Source organism: Nonomuraea sp. NPDC050680 (assembly GCF_040654555.1).
Taxonomy (GTDB): Bacteria; Actinomycetota; Actinomycetes; order Streptosporangiales; family Streptosporangiaceae; genus Nonomuraea.
The window spans coordinates 549922-567416 of the sequence record NZ_JBFAIF010000004.1 but is presented as its reverse complement, the minus strand read 5'-3'; the positions used below and the strand labels follow the sequence as shown (position 1 = coordinate 567416).

At 69.6% G+C, this 17495-nt stretch carries 20 protein-coding genes; 9 read left to right on the top strand and 11 right to left on the bottom strand.

All coding sequences use genetic code 11. The features are described from left to right. Positions 1–43 precede the first annotated feature (43 nt). From AB0H88_RS18295 to AB0H88_RS18260, 8 genes are all read right to left on the bottom strand, one after another. The gene (locus tag AB0H88_RS18295; RefSeq protein ID WP_357645784.1) at positions 44–727 is read right to left on the bottom strand and encodes a response regulator transcription factor; all 684 of its coding nucleotides are present in this window, start codon (positions 725–727) and stop codon (positions 44–46) included. Continuing rightward, a complete protein-coding gene (locus AB0H88_RS18290) occupies positions 724–1278 on the bottom strand; it encodes a GerMN domain-containing protein (RefSeq protein ID WP_357645782.1) in 555 nt (184 codons plus the stop codon). Before AB0H88_RS18290 ends, AB0H88_RS18295 begins: the two co-directional genes overlap by 4 nt. 11 nt (positions 1279–1289) lie before the next feature. After that, on the bottom strand, positions 1290–2477 hold the full coding sequence (locus AB0H88_RS18285) for an acyltransferase (RefSeq protein ID WP_357645780.1): 1188 nt from the start codon (positions 2475–2477) through the stop codon (positions 1290–1292). Positions 2478–2521: 44 nt separating this feature from the next. After that, positions 2522–3358, bottom strand: a complete 837-nt coding sequence (locus AB0H88_RS18280; protein ID WP_357645778.1) for an SGNH hydrolase domain-containing protein — start codon at positions 3356–3358, stop codon at positions 2522–2524. A gap of 111 nt (positions 3359–3469) precedes the next feature. Continuing rightward, positions 3470–4183 carry a hypothetical protein gene (locus AB0H88_RS18275; RefSeq protein WP_357645776.1) on the bottom strand — a complete coding sequence of 238 codons (714 nt, stop codon included), beginning with the start codon at positions 4181–4183 and terminating at the stop codon, positions 3470–3472. Between the two features lie 99 nt (positions 4184–4282). Continuing rightward, positions 4283–5089 (bottom strand): ABC transporter permease, encoded by an 807-nt coding sequence (locus AB0H88_RS18270; RefSeq protein WP_357645774.1) that lies wholly within the window; start codon positions 5087–5089, stop codon positions 4283–4285. Continuing rightward, positions 5086–5502: a hypothetical protein gene (locus AB0H88_RS18265; RefSeq protein WP_357645772.1), complete on the bottom strand. Its 417-nt coding sequence runs from the start codon at positions 5500–5502 to the stop codon at positions 5086–5088. Before AB0H88_RS18265 ends, AB0H88_RS18270 begins: the two co-directional genes overlap by 4 nt. Continuing rightward, positions 5480–6031 (bottom strand): MarR family winged helix-turn-helix transcriptional regulator, encoded by a 552-nt coding sequence (locus AB0H88_RS18260; RefSeq protein WP_357645770.1) that lies wholly within the window; start codon positions 6029–6031, stop codon positions 5480–5482. Before AB0H88_RS18260 ends, AB0H88_RS18265 begins: the two co-directional genes overlap by 23 nt. 418 nt (positions 6032–6449) lie before the next feature. On the opposite strand from AB0H88_RS18260, the gene AB0H88_RS18255 reads away from it, so the two are divergent. From AB0H88_RS18255 to AB0H88_RS18245, 3 genes are all read left to right on the top strand, one after another. Continuing rightward, entirely contained in the window at positions 6450–7808 is a 1359-nt protein-coding gene (locus AB0H88_RS18255; protein WP_357645768.1) for a GNAT family N-acetyltransferase, read from the top strand. A 111-nt stretch (positions 7809–7919) separates the two neighbouring features. Further along, positions 7920–9221, top strand: a complete 1302-nt coding sequence (locus tag AB0H88_RS18250; protein ID WP_357645766.1) for an adenylate/guanylate cyclase domain-containing protein — start codon at positions 7920–7922, stop codon at positions 9219–9221. A 112-nt stretch (positions 9222–9333) separates the two neighbouring features. Next, positions 9334–10464: a glycosyl hydrolase 53 family protein gene (locus AB0H88_RS18245; RefSeq protein ID WP_357645764.1), complete on the top strand. Its 1131-nt coding sequence runs from the start codon at positions 9334–9336 to the stop codon at positions 10462–10464. A gap of 9 nt (positions 10465–10473) precedes the next feature. Here AB0H88_RS18245 and AB0H88_RS18240 read toward each other — a convergent pair whose 3' ends face one another. Further along, on the bottom strand, positions 10474–10896 hold the full coding sequence (locus tag AB0H88_RS18240) for a VOC family protein (protein WP_357645762.1): 423 nt from the start codon (positions 10894–10896) through the stop codon (positions 10474–10476). 90 nt (positions 10897–10986) lie between these two features. On the opposite strand from AB0H88_RS18240, the gene AB0H88_RS18235 reads away from it, so the two are divergent. The 3 genes from AB0H88_RS18235 (at position 10987) to AB0H88_RS18225 (ending at position 13793) form a co-directional block, all read left to right on the top strand. Continuing rightward, complete coding sequence (locus AB0H88_RS18235) at positions 10987–11937, top strand: WYL domain-containing protein (RefSeq protein WP_357645760.1); 951 nt, start codon at positions 10987–10989, stop codon at positions 11935–11937. 58 nt (positions 11938–11995) lie between these two features. Further along, on the top strand, positions 11996–12697 hold the full coding sequence (locus AB0H88_RS18230; RefSeq protein ID WP_357645758.1) for a TetR/AcrR family transcriptional regulator C-terminal domain-containing protein: 702 nt from the start codon (positions 11996–11998) through the stop codon (positions 12695–12697). A 106-nt stretch (positions 12698–12803) separates the two neighbouring features. Further along, positions 12804–13793: an NAD(P)-dependent alcohol dehydrogenase gene (locus AB0H88_RS18225; RefSeq protein ID WP_357645756.1), complete on the top strand. Its 990-nt coding sequence runs from the start codon at positions 12804–12806 to the stop codon at positions 13791–13793. Here AB0H88_RS18225 and AB0H88_RS18220 read toward each other — a convergent pair. Then, positions 13790–14995 (bottom strand): alpha/beta hydrolase fold domain-containing protein, encoded by a 1206-nt coding sequence (locus AB0H88_RS18220; protein ID WP_357645754.1) that lies wholly within the window; start codon positions 14993–14995, stop codon positions 13790–13792. The genes AB0H88_RS18225 and AB0H88_RS18220 overlap by 4 nt on opposite strands. A gap of 108 nt (positions 14996–15103) precedes the next feature. Here AB0H88_RS18220 and AB0H88_RS18215 point away from each other — a divergent pair, with 108 nt between their 5' ends. Genes AB0H88_RS18215 through AB0H88_RS18205 form a run of 3 tightly spaced genes read left to right on the top strand, consistent with a single transcriptional unit; the run spans position 15104 to position 17060 of the window. Further along, positions 15104–15541, top strand: coding sequence for an alpha/beta hydrolase fold domain-containing protein (locus AB0H88_RS18215; protein WP_357645752.1), 438 nt, complete (start codon positions 15104–15106; stop codon positions 15539–15541). Continuing rightward, entirely contained in the window at positions 15538–16143 is a 606-nt protein-coding gene (locus AB0H88_RS18210; RefSeq protein ID WP_357645751.1) for a dihydrofolate reductase family protein, read from the top strand. The genes AB0H88_RS18215 and AB0H88_RS18210 overlap by 4 nt, the downstream gene beginning before the upstream one ends. Then, positions 16140–17060, top strand: coding sequence for an NAD(P)-dependent oxidoreductase (locus tag AB0H88_RS18205; protein ID WP_357645749.1), 921 nt, complete (start codon positions 16140–16142; stop codon positions 17058–17060). The genes AB0H88_RS18210 and AB0H88_RS18205 overlap by 4 nt, the downstream gene beginning before the upstream one ends. 34 nt (positions 17061–17094) lie before the next feature. Here AB0H88_RS18205 and AB0H88_RS18200 read toward each other — a convergent pair whose 3' ends face one another. Continuing rightward, positions 17095–17475, bottom strand: coding sequence for a cupin domain-containing protein (locus AB0H88_RS18200; protein WP_357645747.1), 381 nt, complete (start codon positions 17473–17475; stop codon positions 17095–17097). Positions 17476–17495: the final 20 nt, after the last annotated feature.

Below are 17495 nucleotides of genomic sequence, written 5' to 3'. Positions count from 1 at the left end.
GGCCGAAGCTGATTCACAATGGCCCGAACCGGCCGAAGCCGGATCACAGCGGCCCAAACCGGTAGCCGAAGCCGCGCACGGTCTGGATGTAGCGGGGGTCGCGAGGGTCGTCCTCGATTTTGGCCCGCAGCCGCATCACGCAGGCGTCGACCAGCCGGTAGTCGCCGTGGAAGCTGTGTTCCCACACCTGTTCCAGGAGTTGCTGGCGGCTGAAGGTCTGTTCGGGCGCCGCTGACAGGAACAGCAGCAGCTTCAGCTCTGTCGGCGCCAGCGCGAGTTGCGCACCGTGCTTGAGCACGCGTAAGGCGACCCGGTCGACGAGCAGGTCGCTGTGCGTGGTGCGGGCCTGGCCGGGGGAGGCGGGCTGGGTGGTACGGCGCAGCACCGCGCGCATGCGGGCTTCGATGACCTCGCTGCTGGCCGGCTTGATCACGTAGTCGTCGGCGCCGGCTTCCAGACCCACGACGACGTCCACGTCATCGTCGCGCGCGGAAAGGATCACGATGGGCACCTGGCTGAAGGCGCGGATGCGGCGGCACGTCTCCAGGCCGCTCATGCCGGGGAGCATCAGGTCCAGCAGGACGACCTCGGGAGCGCTCGCGATGAGTTCGGCCAGACCGTCCTCGCCGGTCGCGACCAGCAGGGTTTCGTGACCTCGGTGACGCAGGCCGAGACTCACGCCCCGGCGCACGGCCGGGTCGTCTTCTATCAGCAGTACGCGGGTCATGAGGGGGCTCCTTGCTCGACCGGGATGGCCGACCCGCTCTCGTCGCACCTGACCGGCCAGGGGTCGGCCGCCAGGCCGGGCTCGAACACCTCGATGACGGGGTCGGCGCCGATGCCCGGGGCCGCGGCGGCCGTACACACCAGCTGGCTCACCGCCACCGGCCGCAGGTCGCGCACCAGCCACGGTAAACGCAGCTCCACCCGGCCCTCGGTCGTCCTGGCCCCGATCGGCCGGGTCGCCGACGGCAGCCGCGTGATCAGCCCCCGCGCCCGCTCGGCCGCTGTGGGGCCGGCGAGCAGCGCGTCCATGGCCTGTCGCAACCGGTCTCCGTCCGACGCCGGCCGGGACACCGGCCAGGTGCCCTGGGGCGTGACAAAGTACACCCGCAACAGGCGGCTGCTGTTCTCGGTCAGCCCACCTTGGGCCGGCTGACCGGCGGGGCGTGCGTCGGTGTCGGTGATCCCGCAGCCCGCCAGCGTCGCCGCCGTGACAAGGATCGCCGCCACGCGGCAGAGCACTCCCGGCATGTGTTCGCTCTCGTTCTTCGGCATGGTCTCTCCGGCTACGGCTGGTTCAGCATGCTCACATCGACCGTCCCGGCACCGGGTTCCGGCCGCGGTATCGCCGCCCACAGCCCCACCGCCATCATCCCCGCGACGGCCAGCGCCGCCCATCCGCGCCGACCGGTGGCCCACCGGGCGCGCAGTCGTACCGGATCCTCGACCGCGGCCTTCGAGACTAGCGCGGCCAGCAGCGACAGTCCGACCGCGGTGATCGTCCAGCCCCAGCCGTCGAGCCCGGCCACCGGCCGGGGCAGCAGCAGATAGACCGGCCAGTGCCACAGGTACAGGCTGTAGGACAGCTCGCCCAGCCGCCGCGGTACGGCGCTGCCGACCACCCTGCCCACCAGACCGTCCGGCGTGCGGGCCAGGAGCGCGATCAGCGCGGCGCTGCCCAGGGAGTGCGCGAACATCCCGCCCTGGAACAGGCCCGGGGCCTCTTCCCCGCTGGTCAGCAGCCATGAGGCGAACAGCCCGCACAGCAGCGGGACGCAGATCACATCCACGGCCAGGCGCGGCAGGCCGGCCACGGCGTCTCGGACGGGCGCCGTGGCGGCGGCCGCGCCGAGCAGGAGAGAGAAGGCCCGGGTGTCGGTGCCCTCGTAGGCGCGGGTGGTGTCCACGGCCGCCCCGAGCTTGATCATGAGCAGGAGCGAGATGAGCGCACCGGCGATCGCGACGAACGCGACTCGCCGCTGCCCGCCGGGCCCCTTCCCGGCCAGTGCCACCATCAGGGGCCAGACCAGGTAGAACTGCCATTCGACGCCGATGCTCCACAGGTGGGCGAACAGGCGGGTGCCGGCGGCATCCCAGTATCCGAGCTGCTCGTGGACATAGTGCCAGTTCACGCTCTGGGCAGCCACCCATGGCGCGTCCTGGAGGGCGAACCTCAGCATGTCCGGTCTGGCGAACGCCCAGGCCAGCGGCAGCGTCGAGGTGACCATGACGGTCAGGGCGGGCAGGAGACGGCGGGCCCTGCGCTCCCAGAAGGCCATCAGGCCGAGACGGCCGCGGCTGCCGAGATCCTCCAGCAGCAGGCCGGTGATCAGAAAGCCGGACAGGACGAAGAACAGGTCGACGCCCAGGAACCCGCCGCGCATCCGCCCGGCGTGAAACAGCAGGACCGCGGCGACAGCGAGCCCGCGCAGCCCGTCGAGCGCGCCGATGTGCGCACGGCGAGGGGCTGACACCACCAATCCCTCGCCCAGTCCCTCGCCGCGAGGGGCCGAAACCATCAGCCGCAGCCGAGTTTGGCGAAGCGCTCATCGCCGGTCCACGGCCCGGTCGCCCAGACACTGGGGGCGGCCGGGGTGAAGCCGGCCAGCTTGCCGAGCCGCTTGGCGAACCAGGTGGCGAAGGCCGCCGACCCCTGCTGGCAGGAGTGGATGCCGTCCTTGGCGCGCTGGGCCTTGCCGGCGGCGTAGTCGCTGCCCCACAGCTCGGAGGCGTCCAGGTAGCGAACGTGAGCGGCCTCGGCGGCCTTGGCGGCCATCGCGGGCGCGCTCTTGATCGCGTTCTCGTGCGGCTTGAAGAATTCGTCGATCTTGAACGGCGGGGCGGACACCAGTACGAGCCGGGCGCCGGCGTCCTTGGCCGTCTGGGCGAGCTTCTGGTAGGCCGACAACTGCTGGCGGGCCGCGCCCCAGTCATAGCTGGTGATCTGGTAGGCGATCACCGTCGGCCGGAAGGAGGCGAGGTTCGCCTTCAGCGTCTTCCACGTGTCCCGGGCTCCCATGGCCGTCACCGGATGGTCACCGGCGACGACGTTGCCGCCGCCGGCGGAAGTGGCGTTCTCGAACGCCACACCGTCGGCCTTCAGCGCCGCCTCCAGGGCCGGGGCCTGCGCGCCCGCGATGGAGTCACCCATCCACAACACCCTGACGCCGGTCGCGGCCTGCCTGGTCTGCTGGGCCGCGGCCGGTCCATCGCCGGTGGAGGCGGTGGAGGCGGTGGAGGCGGGGGAGGTGCCGCACCCCGCGAGCGTGGCCCCGACCGCGACGGCCACGGCCAGGAACGCTCCGGCACGACGGCGGCCAGTGGAGATAGAGGGAGAGAGGTTCGTCGCTTGCATGACCATCAGGCAAGCAGGCGATTCCGGAGGTCGACCGCGTTGTCATCGTTTCATCACACAATGGGAGATCGGCTGTCACGAAGGCAGGACCCCCGCAGCGGTTACCGACGATCAGCGGCGCCGCCGGAAGCGCCGCGCGGTCAGCCAGCCGGAAAATCTGACACGGAAGCCGGTGGCGTCGAGCACCGCATCGAGGAGGGCCAGCAGGACGCCCGCTCCGCCCGCCAGCCCGGCGGCGCGGAAGTCCTCGGCCGGGGTGTCGCCGGGCCTGGCCGGGCGTGGGGTGATTCGTCCGGTGGGATCCCAGAGGACCGCGATGGTGGTGCCCGGCTTCGCCACGGAGGTGCGGGTCGTCATCGAGTCGGGACCGGCCTGGTGGCAGGCCAGGCGGTAGTCGTAGGAGATCTCGGTGCGCGTGGACGTCCACGTGGTGCCGGGGTCGCCGGGTGAGGTGCCGGGCTGGAAGTGGGTGTCGGTGACGGTGCGCTGTTGCGGGGTCTCCTGGCGCACCAGGCAGTCGCTCACCTGGCCGCGCTGGGCCAGCGCCTGCCGCGCCACGGCCTCGTGGGCCTGGTTAAGGCAGTAGATCAGCGCCATGCCCATCGCGAGGCTCAGTAACACCCGGGTGCACCTGAAGAACGCCAGGCCGATCGACGCCGCCGCCACGAAGAGACCGATGATCGCCAGCAGGACCCCGACCCAGCCTCGCGGACCGTAGGCATCGAGATAGCCCCTTCCGAAGGCCAGCGCGATCGCCAGCACGGCCGGCCACACGCGCAGCAGAGTGCCCCACCTGTCCGTGGAGCGTGTGTACCTTCGAGGCATCTGATCACCCTCGCCATCGGTGCCCGCGCCGCTCACGACGTAAACGTCATCCCGTCGAGCCGCGGTCTCCCGAGGCGTGTGGAGGTCATGGCAGCGTTCTCAGGTCAGCGACCGGCGGCGGAAGCTCACCATGCCGATGGCGGTCAGCACGACGCAGGAACCGGTGAGCACGACGATCGAGATCCACGGCTCGATGTGCGGCACCTGCGGCTCCAGCGCCGCCCGCACTCCCTCGCTCGAGTACGTCATCGGATTCAGCGCCGTCAGGACCTGGAACCAGGGCAGCTCGCCGAGCGAGGGCCACGGGTATTGGGTGCCGCCGGTGAACAGCATCGGCGCGATGATGAGGGCGAACATGATGCCGACCTTGCTGGGCGGCAGCAGCGTGCCGATGATCAGCCCGATCGCCCCGGCCGCCCAGCCGCCGAGCAGGATCGACAGCACGAGCAGCGGGAGGCCGTCCATCCGGAACGTTATGTCCTGGATGATCAGCATGCCGGCGGGCAGCGTGACCGCGGCGGCGAACAGCGCCCGCAGCGCCGCCGCCAGCACCTTCTCCAGCCCGACCAGGGAGATCGAGACCGGCGCCAGCAGGCGGTCCTCGATCTCCTTCGTGTAGCCGAACTCCATCATCAGCGGCAGGGCGACGGCCTGGAGCGCCGCCACGAAGCCGCTCATCGCGACCACGCCGGGAAGCAGGACGTCGTTGTAGGAGGGGTCGACGTAGGCCAGGCGGCCGAGCACGCCGACGAAGATGAAGAGCATGACGAGTGGCTGGAGCACGACCTGGGCGAGCACCGAGATGATGTCGCGCCACGTCACGACGGCATCGCGCCACAGGATCGCGAGGACCACGCGCATCGGGCTGACGCCCCCGCGGACGGCCGTCTGGGCGGATACGCTCATCGCAGGCTCCTCTCCGTCAGGGTGATGAAGACGTCCTCCAGGCTCGGCTCGCCGATCTGGACGTTGGTGATGGGACAGTCGCGCTTGGCCAGCAGCTGCGCCACCGGTCCGAGCACGGCGGCGGGATCGTGGCTCAGGTAGAGCCGGAAACGCGTCTCGCCCATGGCCGGGGCCACCGCAGGGGATGGCGGCCCGAAACGCGACGCGCCGCCCGGTCCACCGCGTACAGCGGATGCGGACTCCACGCGTTCGACGCGTTCGACGCCGTCGACACCGGCCACTAACAGGCCGAAGATCTCTCCCGGGCGGACCTTGAGGAAGAGCTCGTCGACGGCGTTCGCCGGAGCCCCGGGATATCTCTTGACCAGGGTGTCGATGGCGACGGCGGAGTCATCGAGCTTGCTGGCCGTCACCGTTTTCCGTGTCTGCGATCCGGGCACGAGTGGCCTCCCGTTCGTCGAATTCGTCGAAGAGGATGGTGTCGATGAGGAACTTGCGGATGATCGCCTCGTGCTCGGGATCCGGCAGGCTGGGGGCGAGTGGGAGCGCCTCGCTCAGGACGCTTCCCACACGCTCGGTGATCTTCTTGCCGCGCGGTGTGAGCACCAACAGGACCTTTCGGCGGTCCACGGTGTCGCGCAGACGGTCCACGAGGTGATCGCGGGCGAGCGTGTCCACGATCCCCGTCAGCGTGGAGACGTGCACCCAGCAGCGCCGGGCGATCTCGGTGTGGGTGCCCGACCCGCGGCTCAGGGCCATCAGCACGTTCATCCCCGCGACGGACACGCCGTGCTCCTGGCTCAGCAGAGCGTTCCAGCGGCTGTTCAGCACGTTTCCCGCGATCGACACCAGATAGGGAAGCGGCGCCTGCTGGAGATCGGACTCCGCTGAATGGTCAGACGTCATGTCGTCATGACATCGAATTTGTTTGTAGCCATACATTACGAGCTCGTATATTTTTGCCCCATAGATTTGGGTGGCGGCCGGTTGGCCGAGGTCGGGTGTTGTGGCACGGTGTCGATGTGGTCAAGCAACTCCCTGACGCCGTGGACGGGGCGATCGCCGCCGAGCGGGCGAGTCGATGAGCTTCGGCACCTATGCCCGCCGCGTCCGCGATCGCGATCTCCCGTACGGCCTGCGCTACTGCTCTCTGCGCTGCGCGGTGAGCCGGTACAAGCCAGTGGGCTTCCACGCGACCTGGGACTTCATCACAGGCCGCGCCGGAAACGTCCGCCGGGACGAAACGGCGCTCCTGGCCGCACTGGACCTTCTCGAGACCAGCCGTACGGCATGGCACACGGAACTGGCAGAGTTCGCGCGACGTCGTACGGCCGACAAGCCCCGTCACCGTACGGTGTCGGTGGAGGAGCAGCGCTACCTGTACGGCTGGCGCTGGCCGGGGCCAGACGCGCACGAGGCGACCCTGCAGACCGTGACGAAGCTGTGGAACGAGCACGCGGACCTGCCCTTCCCACACGTACCCATACGAGACAAAGCCGATCTGGTCTATCTGGACAGCACCGTTGGCGGGATCGGCTCGACCTACCTGCAACGAGGCGGGCACCTGAACCCTAGGCACCGCTCACTGCTTGCTGATTGCCTCTCCGGGCTACGTTTCGGCTATATAGGCGGTTCGTTCGAGACGCATTGGTATTTCGTGCGCCTATGGAAGATCGCCGAACTCATCGCCCACGATGCGCTACCGCTGATCCGCCTCGGCGGGGCGGGCGACGCCGACGGGATCTACCGGGTGTTCCTCGCAGCCCGGAACGAGATGGCCTACTTACCGCGCCTGCACGCCGACGAGGAGACCAGGCATTGGATCACTAAAATCATGATCCCCCAGTCCCAGCTGTGGGTGGCCGAACACCGCGGGCAAGTGGCCGGCTTCGCGGCCCTCCACGGCTCGTGGTTGGGTCACCTGTATGTTCATCCGGAGTTCCAGCGCAACGGCGTTGGCACCGCGCTGCTCGACCGGGCCAAGAAGGTACGGTCCAGCCTGGATCTGCACCTGTTCCAGCAGAACGAGGGTGCCCGGCGCCTGTATGAACGTCACGGCTTCACCCTGGTCGGTGCCGGAGACGGCAGCGACAACGAGGAGAGCCTCCCCGACGCCCATATGCGCTGGCAGGACAGCCGGCAGCCGCCGCGATCAGTCCACGACCCATCGCTCACGTACGCCTTCCCCGACGACCTTGACGGTGACGTGCGGACCGTCATCGACCTCATGCCGCGGATGTCGCAGAGTCCGGCCTCTTTCCGGGCGGTCGTGGGTGAGGACCGGGTCGCCATCCCGCAACGCGTCTACCATCCGGAGATCGCCCCGGAAGGGTTGTCGCCTCGCCAGCAGACGATCCTGCACTGCCTTTTCACACGTCATCACGACGGGTTCGTCCGGCAGCGCCACCTCCGGCAGATCGTTACCCGCACCGAGCCGTGGGTGCTGCCGTACATCCTGGAACTGGCCGGAGACCACGTCATTGAGATCGTGACAGAGGTGCACGCGGCGCTCGCGGACCTCACTGCGCCCGGTTCGGCCCTCCGGCAGCCCTACGGTCGCTTCGTGGCCGACAACCCCGATCTCCTGACGCTCATCGAACAGCGCACCGCCAGCTATTGGGCCTGTCACCACCGGAAGAAGTTCCCCCGGCTGGCTGACTACCCTGGCCGTCGCTTGGTCACGGCGCTCCAGGAGGTGGCCGCGTCAGCGAGCCGTTGAGGTCATGACCGGCGGATCTGCCGGAGGGAGGATGATCGGTACCAGCGATCGGCGCAGCGGATATTACAGAACGCATATAGATCATCGCGCTGAGTGATATACGGTGGTCGGGTGGCTTCCGAACCCCCCACGGGCGCGTACATCCCCGGCACCTTCGACACCGAGCGGCGCTCCGCGGCCGGTCTGCCGCTGGCACTGATCGAGCAGTGGCGTGACACCGGTCAAAGCCACGAGGACGCGCGGCGCCTGCTGGGCCGATACGCGACCCGCGGTTACAGCGTGGTGTCCGACTCGGCCGGGCTGACGAAGCTCAGTCAGCGGCTGGGCCTGCTGGAGGTGCTGGCGCTCATCGACCGGCCCAAGCGGATCCTGCACGCCCGCGCCCGAGCCATCGGCGGCGAGGCGGTGGGTGTGTGGGCGGCGGACAACGCCCAGATGTTCCATCCGGAATCGGCGGACGCGGGGGTGCTGCTGTCGGCCCTGCTGAAGGTCCAGGACGAGATCGAACGCTCTTGCCGCGTACGGATCGGCATCGGTGCCCACTTCGGGAGTTTCTACGGCCTGGCCGGTGGGCTGTACGGCCCGGAGGCTGACGCGATCGAGGACATCGCGGAGAACCACACCGAAGGTGGGGAGCTCGCGGTGACGGGGGCGGTCGTCGACCGGTTGCCGCCTGGCCACTCCTTCGTCCTGCGACGCAAGGACGGTCCCGAGAGCCTGGTCGGCGCCGTGTACCACGTGCTCGACGGCCCCCGCCCGGACGATGCGCGACCGGTCGAGGACCTGCGTTACCCGATTCCCTACTCCGCGGCCTTCTACGCCGACCTGCTGAGGTTGGAGCGCTGTCCCGAGGATGTCGAGCTGGCCGGGCGGCTCGCCGCCGAGCATCTCCGGGACCGGACGGTGGTCCTGGTCGAGCGGAGCGTCGCCGCGGCCGAGACGCCTGAGCTCGGGCTGCTGAGAGGGCTGGCCCTGTCGGCGGTGCTGAGGGAGACGGGTCTGGTGTTCATGCCCGCGCGAGGTGCCGTGGAGATCAAGATCGCCGGACCGCTGGCCCTCTACCTGTTCGAGGAGGCCGCGCCGGCCGTGCGCTTCGCGCGGCGCCTGCGCGCGGGCCTGGCCGAGCACGAGATCGTCTGCCGGATCGGGGTGGCCGCCGGGCTGGTGCTGGCGGGTGAGACGCCGGGCGGTGGGTGGGATGTCGCGGGTGCGCCGGTGAATCTCGCCTCCAAGATGGCGCAGGATCTCGGCAGGCCCGGTCGCGTCTACCTGAGCGAGGCCGTGCATGAGCGGCTGGGCGAGGCCGTCCATGAGCGGCTGGGCGAGGCCGAGTGCGAGAGCGCCCAGCTGGACGGGTTCGCCTCTGTCCGGCGTACGGTCTCCGGAGTTGAGATGACTTTCTTCGAAGGTTGAATTCCCGGCGACCGCTCTTCCCCAGCGGGCGGTCCTTCTTTATCCTCATGCTCAAGAGTGTCTGTGAACGTTCACAGAGAAGCCCACCCATTTCTTGAGCAAGGAGATCGGGATGGCCGTCACCCACCTGGACCGACCCTGGAGGATCGGGGGCACGCTCTTCCTCGCACTGGCGACGCTGTTCGCCGTCGCCCTCGTGAATCCCGCCCCCGCCTCGGCCGCCACGCTGACCATGCGCGGCGCCGACGTCTCGTCGCTCCAGCGGAGCCTGGACCTCGGGGCCAAGTACTACAACGCCGCCGGGACGGCCGCCGACCCGCTGGACATCCTCGCCGGCGTCGGCGTCAACTACGTCCGGCTGCGCGTCTGGAACAACCCGGCGAGCGGCTACAACAACAAGGCGAAGGTGCTGGCCTACGCCAGGACGGTCAAGGCCAAGGGACTCGGCCTGATGATCGACTTCCACTATTCGGACACCTGGGCCGACCCGGGCAAGCAGTTCAAGCCGGCGGCGTGGGCGAGTCACGGCATCGGCCAGCTCCAGACGGACGTCTACAACTACACCTACGACGTCTGCAACAGCCTGAAGGCGCAGGGCACCACGCCCGACAGCGTGCAGATCGGCAACGAGATCAACGTCGGGATGCTCTGGAACGACGGCAAGGTCATCAACAACGACTTCACCAACCTGAGTCTGCTGCTCAAAGCCGGTTACAACGCGACCAAGGCGTGCAACGGCGGCACCCAGGTGATCATCCACACCGCGGACGCCGACAGCCTCGCCAACGCCCGCTGGTTCTACGACGGGATCAAGGCCAAGGGCGTGCCGTGGGACATCACCGCCCTGTCGTACTACTGCATGTGGCACGGCTCGCTGTCCACCCTGTCCACGGTGCTCAGCGACACGAGGACCCGGTACGGCAAGCCGGTCATCGTGGCGGAGACCGCCTACCCCTTCACCGCGGCCAACGCCGACAGCGAGGGGAACGCGGTGAACGGCTCGGCGCCGTGTTCGGGCTACCCGGCCACCTGGGCGGGGCAGGCGAGCGAGTTCGCCGCGGTCCAGAACACAGCGCGCGGCGCGGGCGCGATCGGCGTCTTCTACTGGGAACCGACCTGGTACGCCATCTCCGGCAACGGCTGGGACCCGGCCAACATCAACGGCACCGGCGACCAGTGGGACAACATGGCCACCTTCAACTGGACCGGCGGCATCAATCCCAGCATCAGGTGGACCCCGTAGGCCGCAGAGTCACACCCCGAAGATCTCCAGGTAGTGCTTGTTGTACATCACGCCGAGGATGTTCCCGAAGGGGTCGACCACGGACGCGGTGACGAATCCCGGCCCCCGCTCGACCGGCTTGGCATGCACGGTGGCGCCCAGGGACAGCAGCCGCTCGAAGGCGGCGTGGACATCGTCCACGTGCCAGTAGACCACCGCGCCGCCGGCCTGGCCGGCCTGGCCGGCCTGGCCGGACCGGCCGTGCGGGGCGAATCGGCTGTCGACGATGCCGAGCTCGTGCTGGTAGTCGCCGAGGCGGAACTCGACGTACGCGGGCGGCCCCTCGACCGGGCGCGTGAAGTACGGCTCGATGCCGAGCAGTTCGGTGTACCAGTCCCGTGCGGCCGGGATGTCGTCGGCGAAGAAGCTGACGGTGGTGAGTCCACGCAACATGGGTTTTTCCCTACTTTCGGTCGGTGTCTGTGACTATCCTCCCGGCTAAAGTGCTCACCAATTGAGCACTTTATTGGCGAAGATGGTGACATGCGCGCTGACCGCCTGGTTGCCACCCTCCTGCTCATGCAGAGCCGTGGCCGGGTGACCGCCGCCGAGCTGGCCGCCGAACTTGAGGTGTCCGTCGCCACTGCCCGGCGCGATCTGGAGGCGCTGTCCGCGGCGGGCATCCCGGTCTATCCGCAGGCCGGACGCGGCGGCGGCTGGTCGCTCGTCGGCGGCGCCCGTACCGATCTCAGCGGCCTGTCGGCGACCGAGGCGCAGGCGCTGTTCCTGCTCGTCGGACCGGCCGCGGCCGTCTCGGGTGAGGCCAAGGCGGCGCTGCGCAAGCTCGTACGGGCGCTGCCGCAGACCTTCCGGGCCGACGCCGAGGCCGCCGCCGACGCGACGATGATCGACCCCACCCGGTGGGGCGAGCGTGATCGCCGCCGCCCCGAGCTGGTCGACCTGCTGCAGGCCGCCGTGGTCCGCCGGCGGAAGGTCCGCCTGACCTACGCCGGCAGCGCCCGGGAACGGACCGAACGGCTGATCGACCCGTGGGGCCTGGTCGACAAGGACGACATCTGGTACCTGATCGCCGGGACCGAACGCGGGCGGCGAACCTTCCGGGTGGACCGGATCATCGCGGCCGAGCCGACCGACCAGCCCGCCGAACGGCCGGACGACTTCACGCTCGCCGACGCGTGGGAGCAGGTCGTGGGGGAGGTGGAGCGGCGGCGTTCGCGAACGTGGGCGACTGTGATCATCGAGGCCAGGTTCGTGCCGGTGCTGCGTACCCACTTCGGGCGGCACTGCCACACCGACGGCGAGCTCGACCACGGCCGGGTCCGGGTCCGCCTCGCCGCGCCGACCCCGCTGGACATCGCCCGCAACCTGGCCGGCTGGGGCGCGATGATCGAGGTGGTCGAGCCGCGGTCGGTCCAGGCGGAGCTGGCGCGGATCGGCGCCGAGCTGGCCGGCCGGTACGCCGGCGAACGCTGACCTGGCAGCGATGAGGCCTGAACTTACCTTGTACGATATGGCGCGGAGGTTGATCTAGGTGGCCACCCGGAACGGACCAAGGACCGAGCCCCGCACCCCGCTGAGCAGAGACCGGGTGCTCCGGGCCGCGGTCAAGGTCGCCGACGAAAGCGGCATCGAGTCGCTCACGATGCGTCGTCTCGCGGAAGAGCTCGGCGCCGAGGCGATGTCGCTCTACTACCACGTGGCCAAGAAGGAAGACGTCCTCGACGGCATCGTCGACGTCATCGCCGGTGAGATCAACGAGGCGGTCGGCCGGATCGACGTCCCCTCCCAGGGAGCCGCCTGGAAAACGGCCGTGCGGCAGCGGATCCTGACCGCCCGCCAGATCTTCCTGCGCCACCCCTGGGCGCCGCGCGTCTTCGAGACCCGTGCCGACGTGCGTCCGGCCGTCGTCCAGTATTTCGATGCCCTGATCGGGCTCATGCGCGACGGTGGCTTCTCCTACGACCTGGCCCACCACGCGCTGCACGCCCTGGGGAGCCGGGCTCTGGGGTTCACCCAGGAGATGTTCGATCCGGGCGACGGGGCCGGTGACGACGAATCCGCGGCCATGCTCGACGCCATGGCCGAGCAGCTGCCCCACCTCGTCGGCATGCTGCGCGAGATCGCCCACGACGACCCCGACTCCACGCTGGGGTGGTGCGACGACCAGACCGAGTTCGAGTTCGGGCTGGACCTGATTCTCGACGGTCTCGACAGGATGCGCGAGACCGCCTGACCTCCGCGTTCGCCGGGAAGGCTCTTCGGCATGCCCTTGACTGCCTTACGCCGTAAGAGTACCTTACGACGTACGACTTACGTTGTACGAATCGGAGGCACCCGCAATGAAGGCGATCGTCTTACGCACGTACGGCTCACCCGACGACCTGGCCATCACCGAGATCGACAAGCCCGTCCCCGGCGACGACGAGGTGCTCGTCCGAGTGCGCGCCACCTCCGTACAGCCCTACGACTGGCACCACATGAGAGGCGAGCCGTACATCGCGCGCCTGATGCCCGGCAGCCTCGGGCTACGCGGGCCGAAGATCGGCATTCTGGGCGCCGACCTGGCGGGGCAGGTCGAGGCGGTCGGCAAGGACGTGACGGGGTTCAGCCCCGGCGACGAGGTCTTCGCGCAGTCCAACCAGGGCGGCTTCGCCGAATACGCCTGTGTCAGGGAGGGCGACCTGGCGCCGAAGCCGAGGAACCTGTCGTTCGAGCAGGCGGCGGCGGTGCCGATGGCGGCCAACACCGCCCTGATGGGCCTGTGCGACCAGGGGCGCCTCCAGTCCGGGCAGAAGGTCCTCGTCAACGGGGCGTCGGGCGGGGTGGGGACGTTCGCCGTGCAGATCGCCCGAGCGCTCGGCGCGGAGGTCACCGGCGTCTGTGGCGCGCGGAACGTGGACCTGGTCAAGTCGCTCGGCGCCACCGAGGTCATCGACTACACCACAGAGGACTTCACCCGGACCGGACGGCGTTACGATCTCCTGCTGGACATCGCGGGAAGCCGTTCAGGATCGGCCTGCCGCCGGGCGCTGACCCGCAAGGGCACCTATGTCGCCATCGGCGGACCGCCCGGCCGATGGCTCCAACCCGCCGGTCACGTGTTCGCGGCGGCGGCGTCCTCGCCGTTCGTGTCCCAAAGAATGGTCATGACGGACGTGGTCACCTGCGGGCAGAAGCGGCAGAATCTGCTGACGCTGACCCGGCTCATCGAGGACGGCGAGATCACCCCGGTCATCGACCGCACTTACCCCTTCGAGGAGATCCCGGCGGCCGTCCGCTATCAGGAAGAGGGTCACGTCGTGGGGAAAGTCGTGATCACGGTCTGCTAGTCGGTCACGCGCCGGATGAAAGCGCCCGCGCGTTCCAGCGCGTCGGCGGCTTCCGGCAGGAACGACCAGAAATAGTGGAAAACATGCGCGGACACCGGATAAAGCTCAAGCCGCGCGTCGACGCCGCACGACCGGGCCTGTTCGGCGAGCCGGCGGGCGTCACCGGCCAGCGGGTCACCGGTGGCGGCCTGCAGGAGCATCGGCGGCAACCCGGACAGATCCGCGGTGAGCGGGCTGACCCGCGGGTCGCCGGGATCGTGACCGGCCAGGTACGCGGCCACGAACCGGTGGAACTGCCGGAGGTCGATGGCCGGCTGCGGCTCCTGCGCACCGGACACCCGCACATCGCCCGTCAGATCCACCCACGGGCAGAGCAGCAGGACCCGGCCGGGCTGCGGCAACTGCCGCTCTTTGAGAGTCATCAGCATGGACAGGACCAGCCCGGCGCCGGCGGAGTCGCCGCCGACGGTGATCCGGGCCGCGGGAGTCCCGCTGTCCAGCATCCACCTGTACGCGTGCAACGCGTCGTCGACGGCCGCCGGGAAGGGATGTTCGGGTGCCAGCCGGTAGTCGGGCACCAGAACGCCGGCACCGGTCGCGAGCGTGAGCGCACCGGCCATCGGACGGAACCCGAAGGCCGATCCGGCCACGTACGCGCCGCCGTGCAGGTGCAGCAGGGTCGGCGGGCGGTCCGCCACCTCCGACACCGCCAGGGCGGGCACCCCGCCGGCGTTGACCGGCCGTACGCCGACCCCTTCCGGCAGCGTGAGCCCGGCGTGGAAGTCCTCCACCGCGGCTCGGAACTGCTGGATCCCGGCGCCGGCGCGGAACAGGTCGTCCAGCGGCTGCCAGGCCTTGGCGGCCCGGTCGGCCAGCTCACCGCCCACCGACCGGGTCGTCGAGATCGCGTCGTCGAGATCGCTCAGCAGGCGCCGCGCGCGGTCCAGTAAGGCGTCGCCGGCCAGCGTCAGCTCCACCCGGTGCGTCGAGCGGCGCAGCAGGTCGCTGCCGACCAGCCGTTCGAGCGCGCGGATCTGCCTGCTCAGCGCCGGCTGGGACAGGTAGAGGCGGGCGGCGGCCCGGCCGAAGTTGAGCTCGTCGGCGACCGCCACGAAGGCCCGCAGGTGCCGCAGCTCGATCGCGTCGGGCGCGGCCGGCAGCGGCAGCACCCGCTCATCTTGTCTCTGCTTGTCGGCGGCCATGCCGGAATTATCCACCGCTGTGGCCGTGGCCCGTGATGCATGGTCGGCAAGACTGTCATGCGCCATCGGCCTTTCCCCTGACGACCGTGCCGATGCGAGTCTCTACCCATGCACGATCGTTCACTCGTACGGCTGGTCGCCGACACCCGGCTGCGGGGTGTCGCCGGGCCGCTGCCGGTGCGCACGTACTGGCCGGTGGGGCCCCGGACCGCGCCGTTGCTGGTGTTCCTGCCGGCCGACGGTATCGAAGGCGCCGAACCGCTCTGCCGAGCCGTGTGCTCGGGGTCCGGAGTAGTGGTCTTGTGCGTGTCGTACCGGAAACCGGCCTGGGCCGACGGGCGGTGCGACGCGATCCTGGCCACCGAGTGGGCCGCCGACCACGCCCGCGAGCTGGGCGCCGACCCCGATCGCCTGCTGCTGGCCGGCGAAGGCGCCGGCGCCGAGCTGGCCACGGCCGTCGCCGCGCACGCACGAGAGCGGGGCTGGCCGCCGCTGGTCCACCTCGCGAATCTCAGTCATCTGACCAACAGTGAAGGAAAGACATGAGCAAGGTTTTCAGCGCCCATGCCGTCTCGGTCGACGGCTACATCAGTGGTCGCACGCCCGACGGCGAGGAGGAGTTCGGCCGCGGTCTCGGTGACGCGACCATGCTCTTCGACTGGTACTTCGACGGGGACACCCCGAGCCGGCTGTTCGACGGATTCAAGCTCAGTGAGCCCAGCGCCCGGTTCTTCGACGCCATCGCGGCACGAGTGGGGGCGACTGTCGCGGGACGTACCACCTACGAGCATTCCGGCCATTGGGGAGGCGGTGGCCCGCACCCGACGGCGCCGCTGTTCGTCCTCAGCCACCGTCCCGCGCCCGAGATCAGCGAGAGGCAGACGCTCGTCACCACCGGCATCGAGGACGCCATCGCGGCGGCCCGCGCGGTCGCCGGCGACAAGGACGTGGCCGTCATGGGCGGCGGCGCGCTGACCTCCGCGCTGGAAGCGGACCTCGTCGACGAGGTGATCCTCCACCAGGTGCCCATCCTGCTGGGCGCCGGTCGCGGCTTCTTCCAGGAGCTCCCGAAGCACGTGCGCCTCCGTCCGCTGGAGGCCATCCCGGCACCCGGCGTGACCCACCTGCGCTACGAGGTGGCCCGATGATCCTCATCACCGGAGGGCTGGGCATGATCGGCGCCCACACCGCCCGCGCGCTCGTCGATCTCGGACACGAGGTCGTCGTGACCGCGCACCGCCGCACCGAGGTCCCGTCGTTCCTGGCCGGCCGGGTCACCGTGGAGTCCCTGGACGTCACCGACCGGGACGCCTTCCTGGCCCTGGCCGGTCGTCACGACATCAGCGACATCGTCCATCTCGCCGGGAGCATTCCCGGCAAGGACCCGGTGGGCTTCTTCCGTACGGACACGATCGGCCTGCTCAACGCATTGGAGGCCGCCCGCGCCTGGGGGGTGCGCCGGTTCGCCGTCGCCAGTAGTCTCGGCGTCTACATCGGCCGGACCGAGACCCGCTGGCACGAGGAACTCGCGCTGCCCGCCGCCGACCTGCCGCACCTGATCATCGCCTTCAAGAAGGCCGTGGAGCCGCTCACCACCCACGGCCTCCAGGGCAGCGGGGTCCAGCCGGTCGTGCTCCGGATAGGTAGCGTCTGGGGACCGCTGATGGACCCGGAATCGCCGTTCAACCACATCCCGCCGTACATCAACGCCGCACTCCGTGGTGCGGAGCCGCGGCCGCTGTACGCCGGCGACGGCGGCGACAGCTGCTACGCACCCGACGCCGGACGCGCGATCGCCCTGCTGATGACCGCGGAAACCCTGCGGCACACCACCTACAACGTCTCCAGCGGCCGGCCGTTCGCCAACCACGAGCTCGCGGCCGCCGTGCGGGCGATCACCCCAGGACCGCGGCTCGGCCTCCTGCCCGGACGGCAGAACGGCCCCGGCGACGACCCCTACCTCGACATCACCCGGCTCACCCACGACACCGGCTTCGCCCCGGCCTTCGACATCGCCAAGGCGGTCGCCGACTACGTCGCGTGGCGCGCCGGCAACCCCCGCTGAAGAAGGCCGACAACCCCCGCTGAAGAAGCAGCCCTCAAGCGCTTCGGGCCTTGGCGTACTCCGCGGCGCCGCCCGCGAAGTCGTACACCTCCACCTGCTCGTTCCCGACCACCCAGGCGTCGTGTCCGGGCGGGGCGACGAAGACCTCTCCCGGGCCGATCTCGGCCTCGGTGCCGTCGTCCATCCGGATGCGGAGCCGGCCGCGGACCACGAACCCGTTGTGGTGGACCTCGCACGAATCGGTGCCGACGATCGGCTTGATGGACGCCGACCAGCGCCATCCGGGTTCGAACGTGGCCACACCGAAGCTCAGGCCCGTCAGGTTGCATACCTCGAAGTGGCCCATCGGGAAGTCCCGGCGCTCGTCGGGCTTGTCGATGCTCTTGACCTCGATCATGACGTCCCCCTTCGTCACCTTTCAGTCTCCCACCGGGC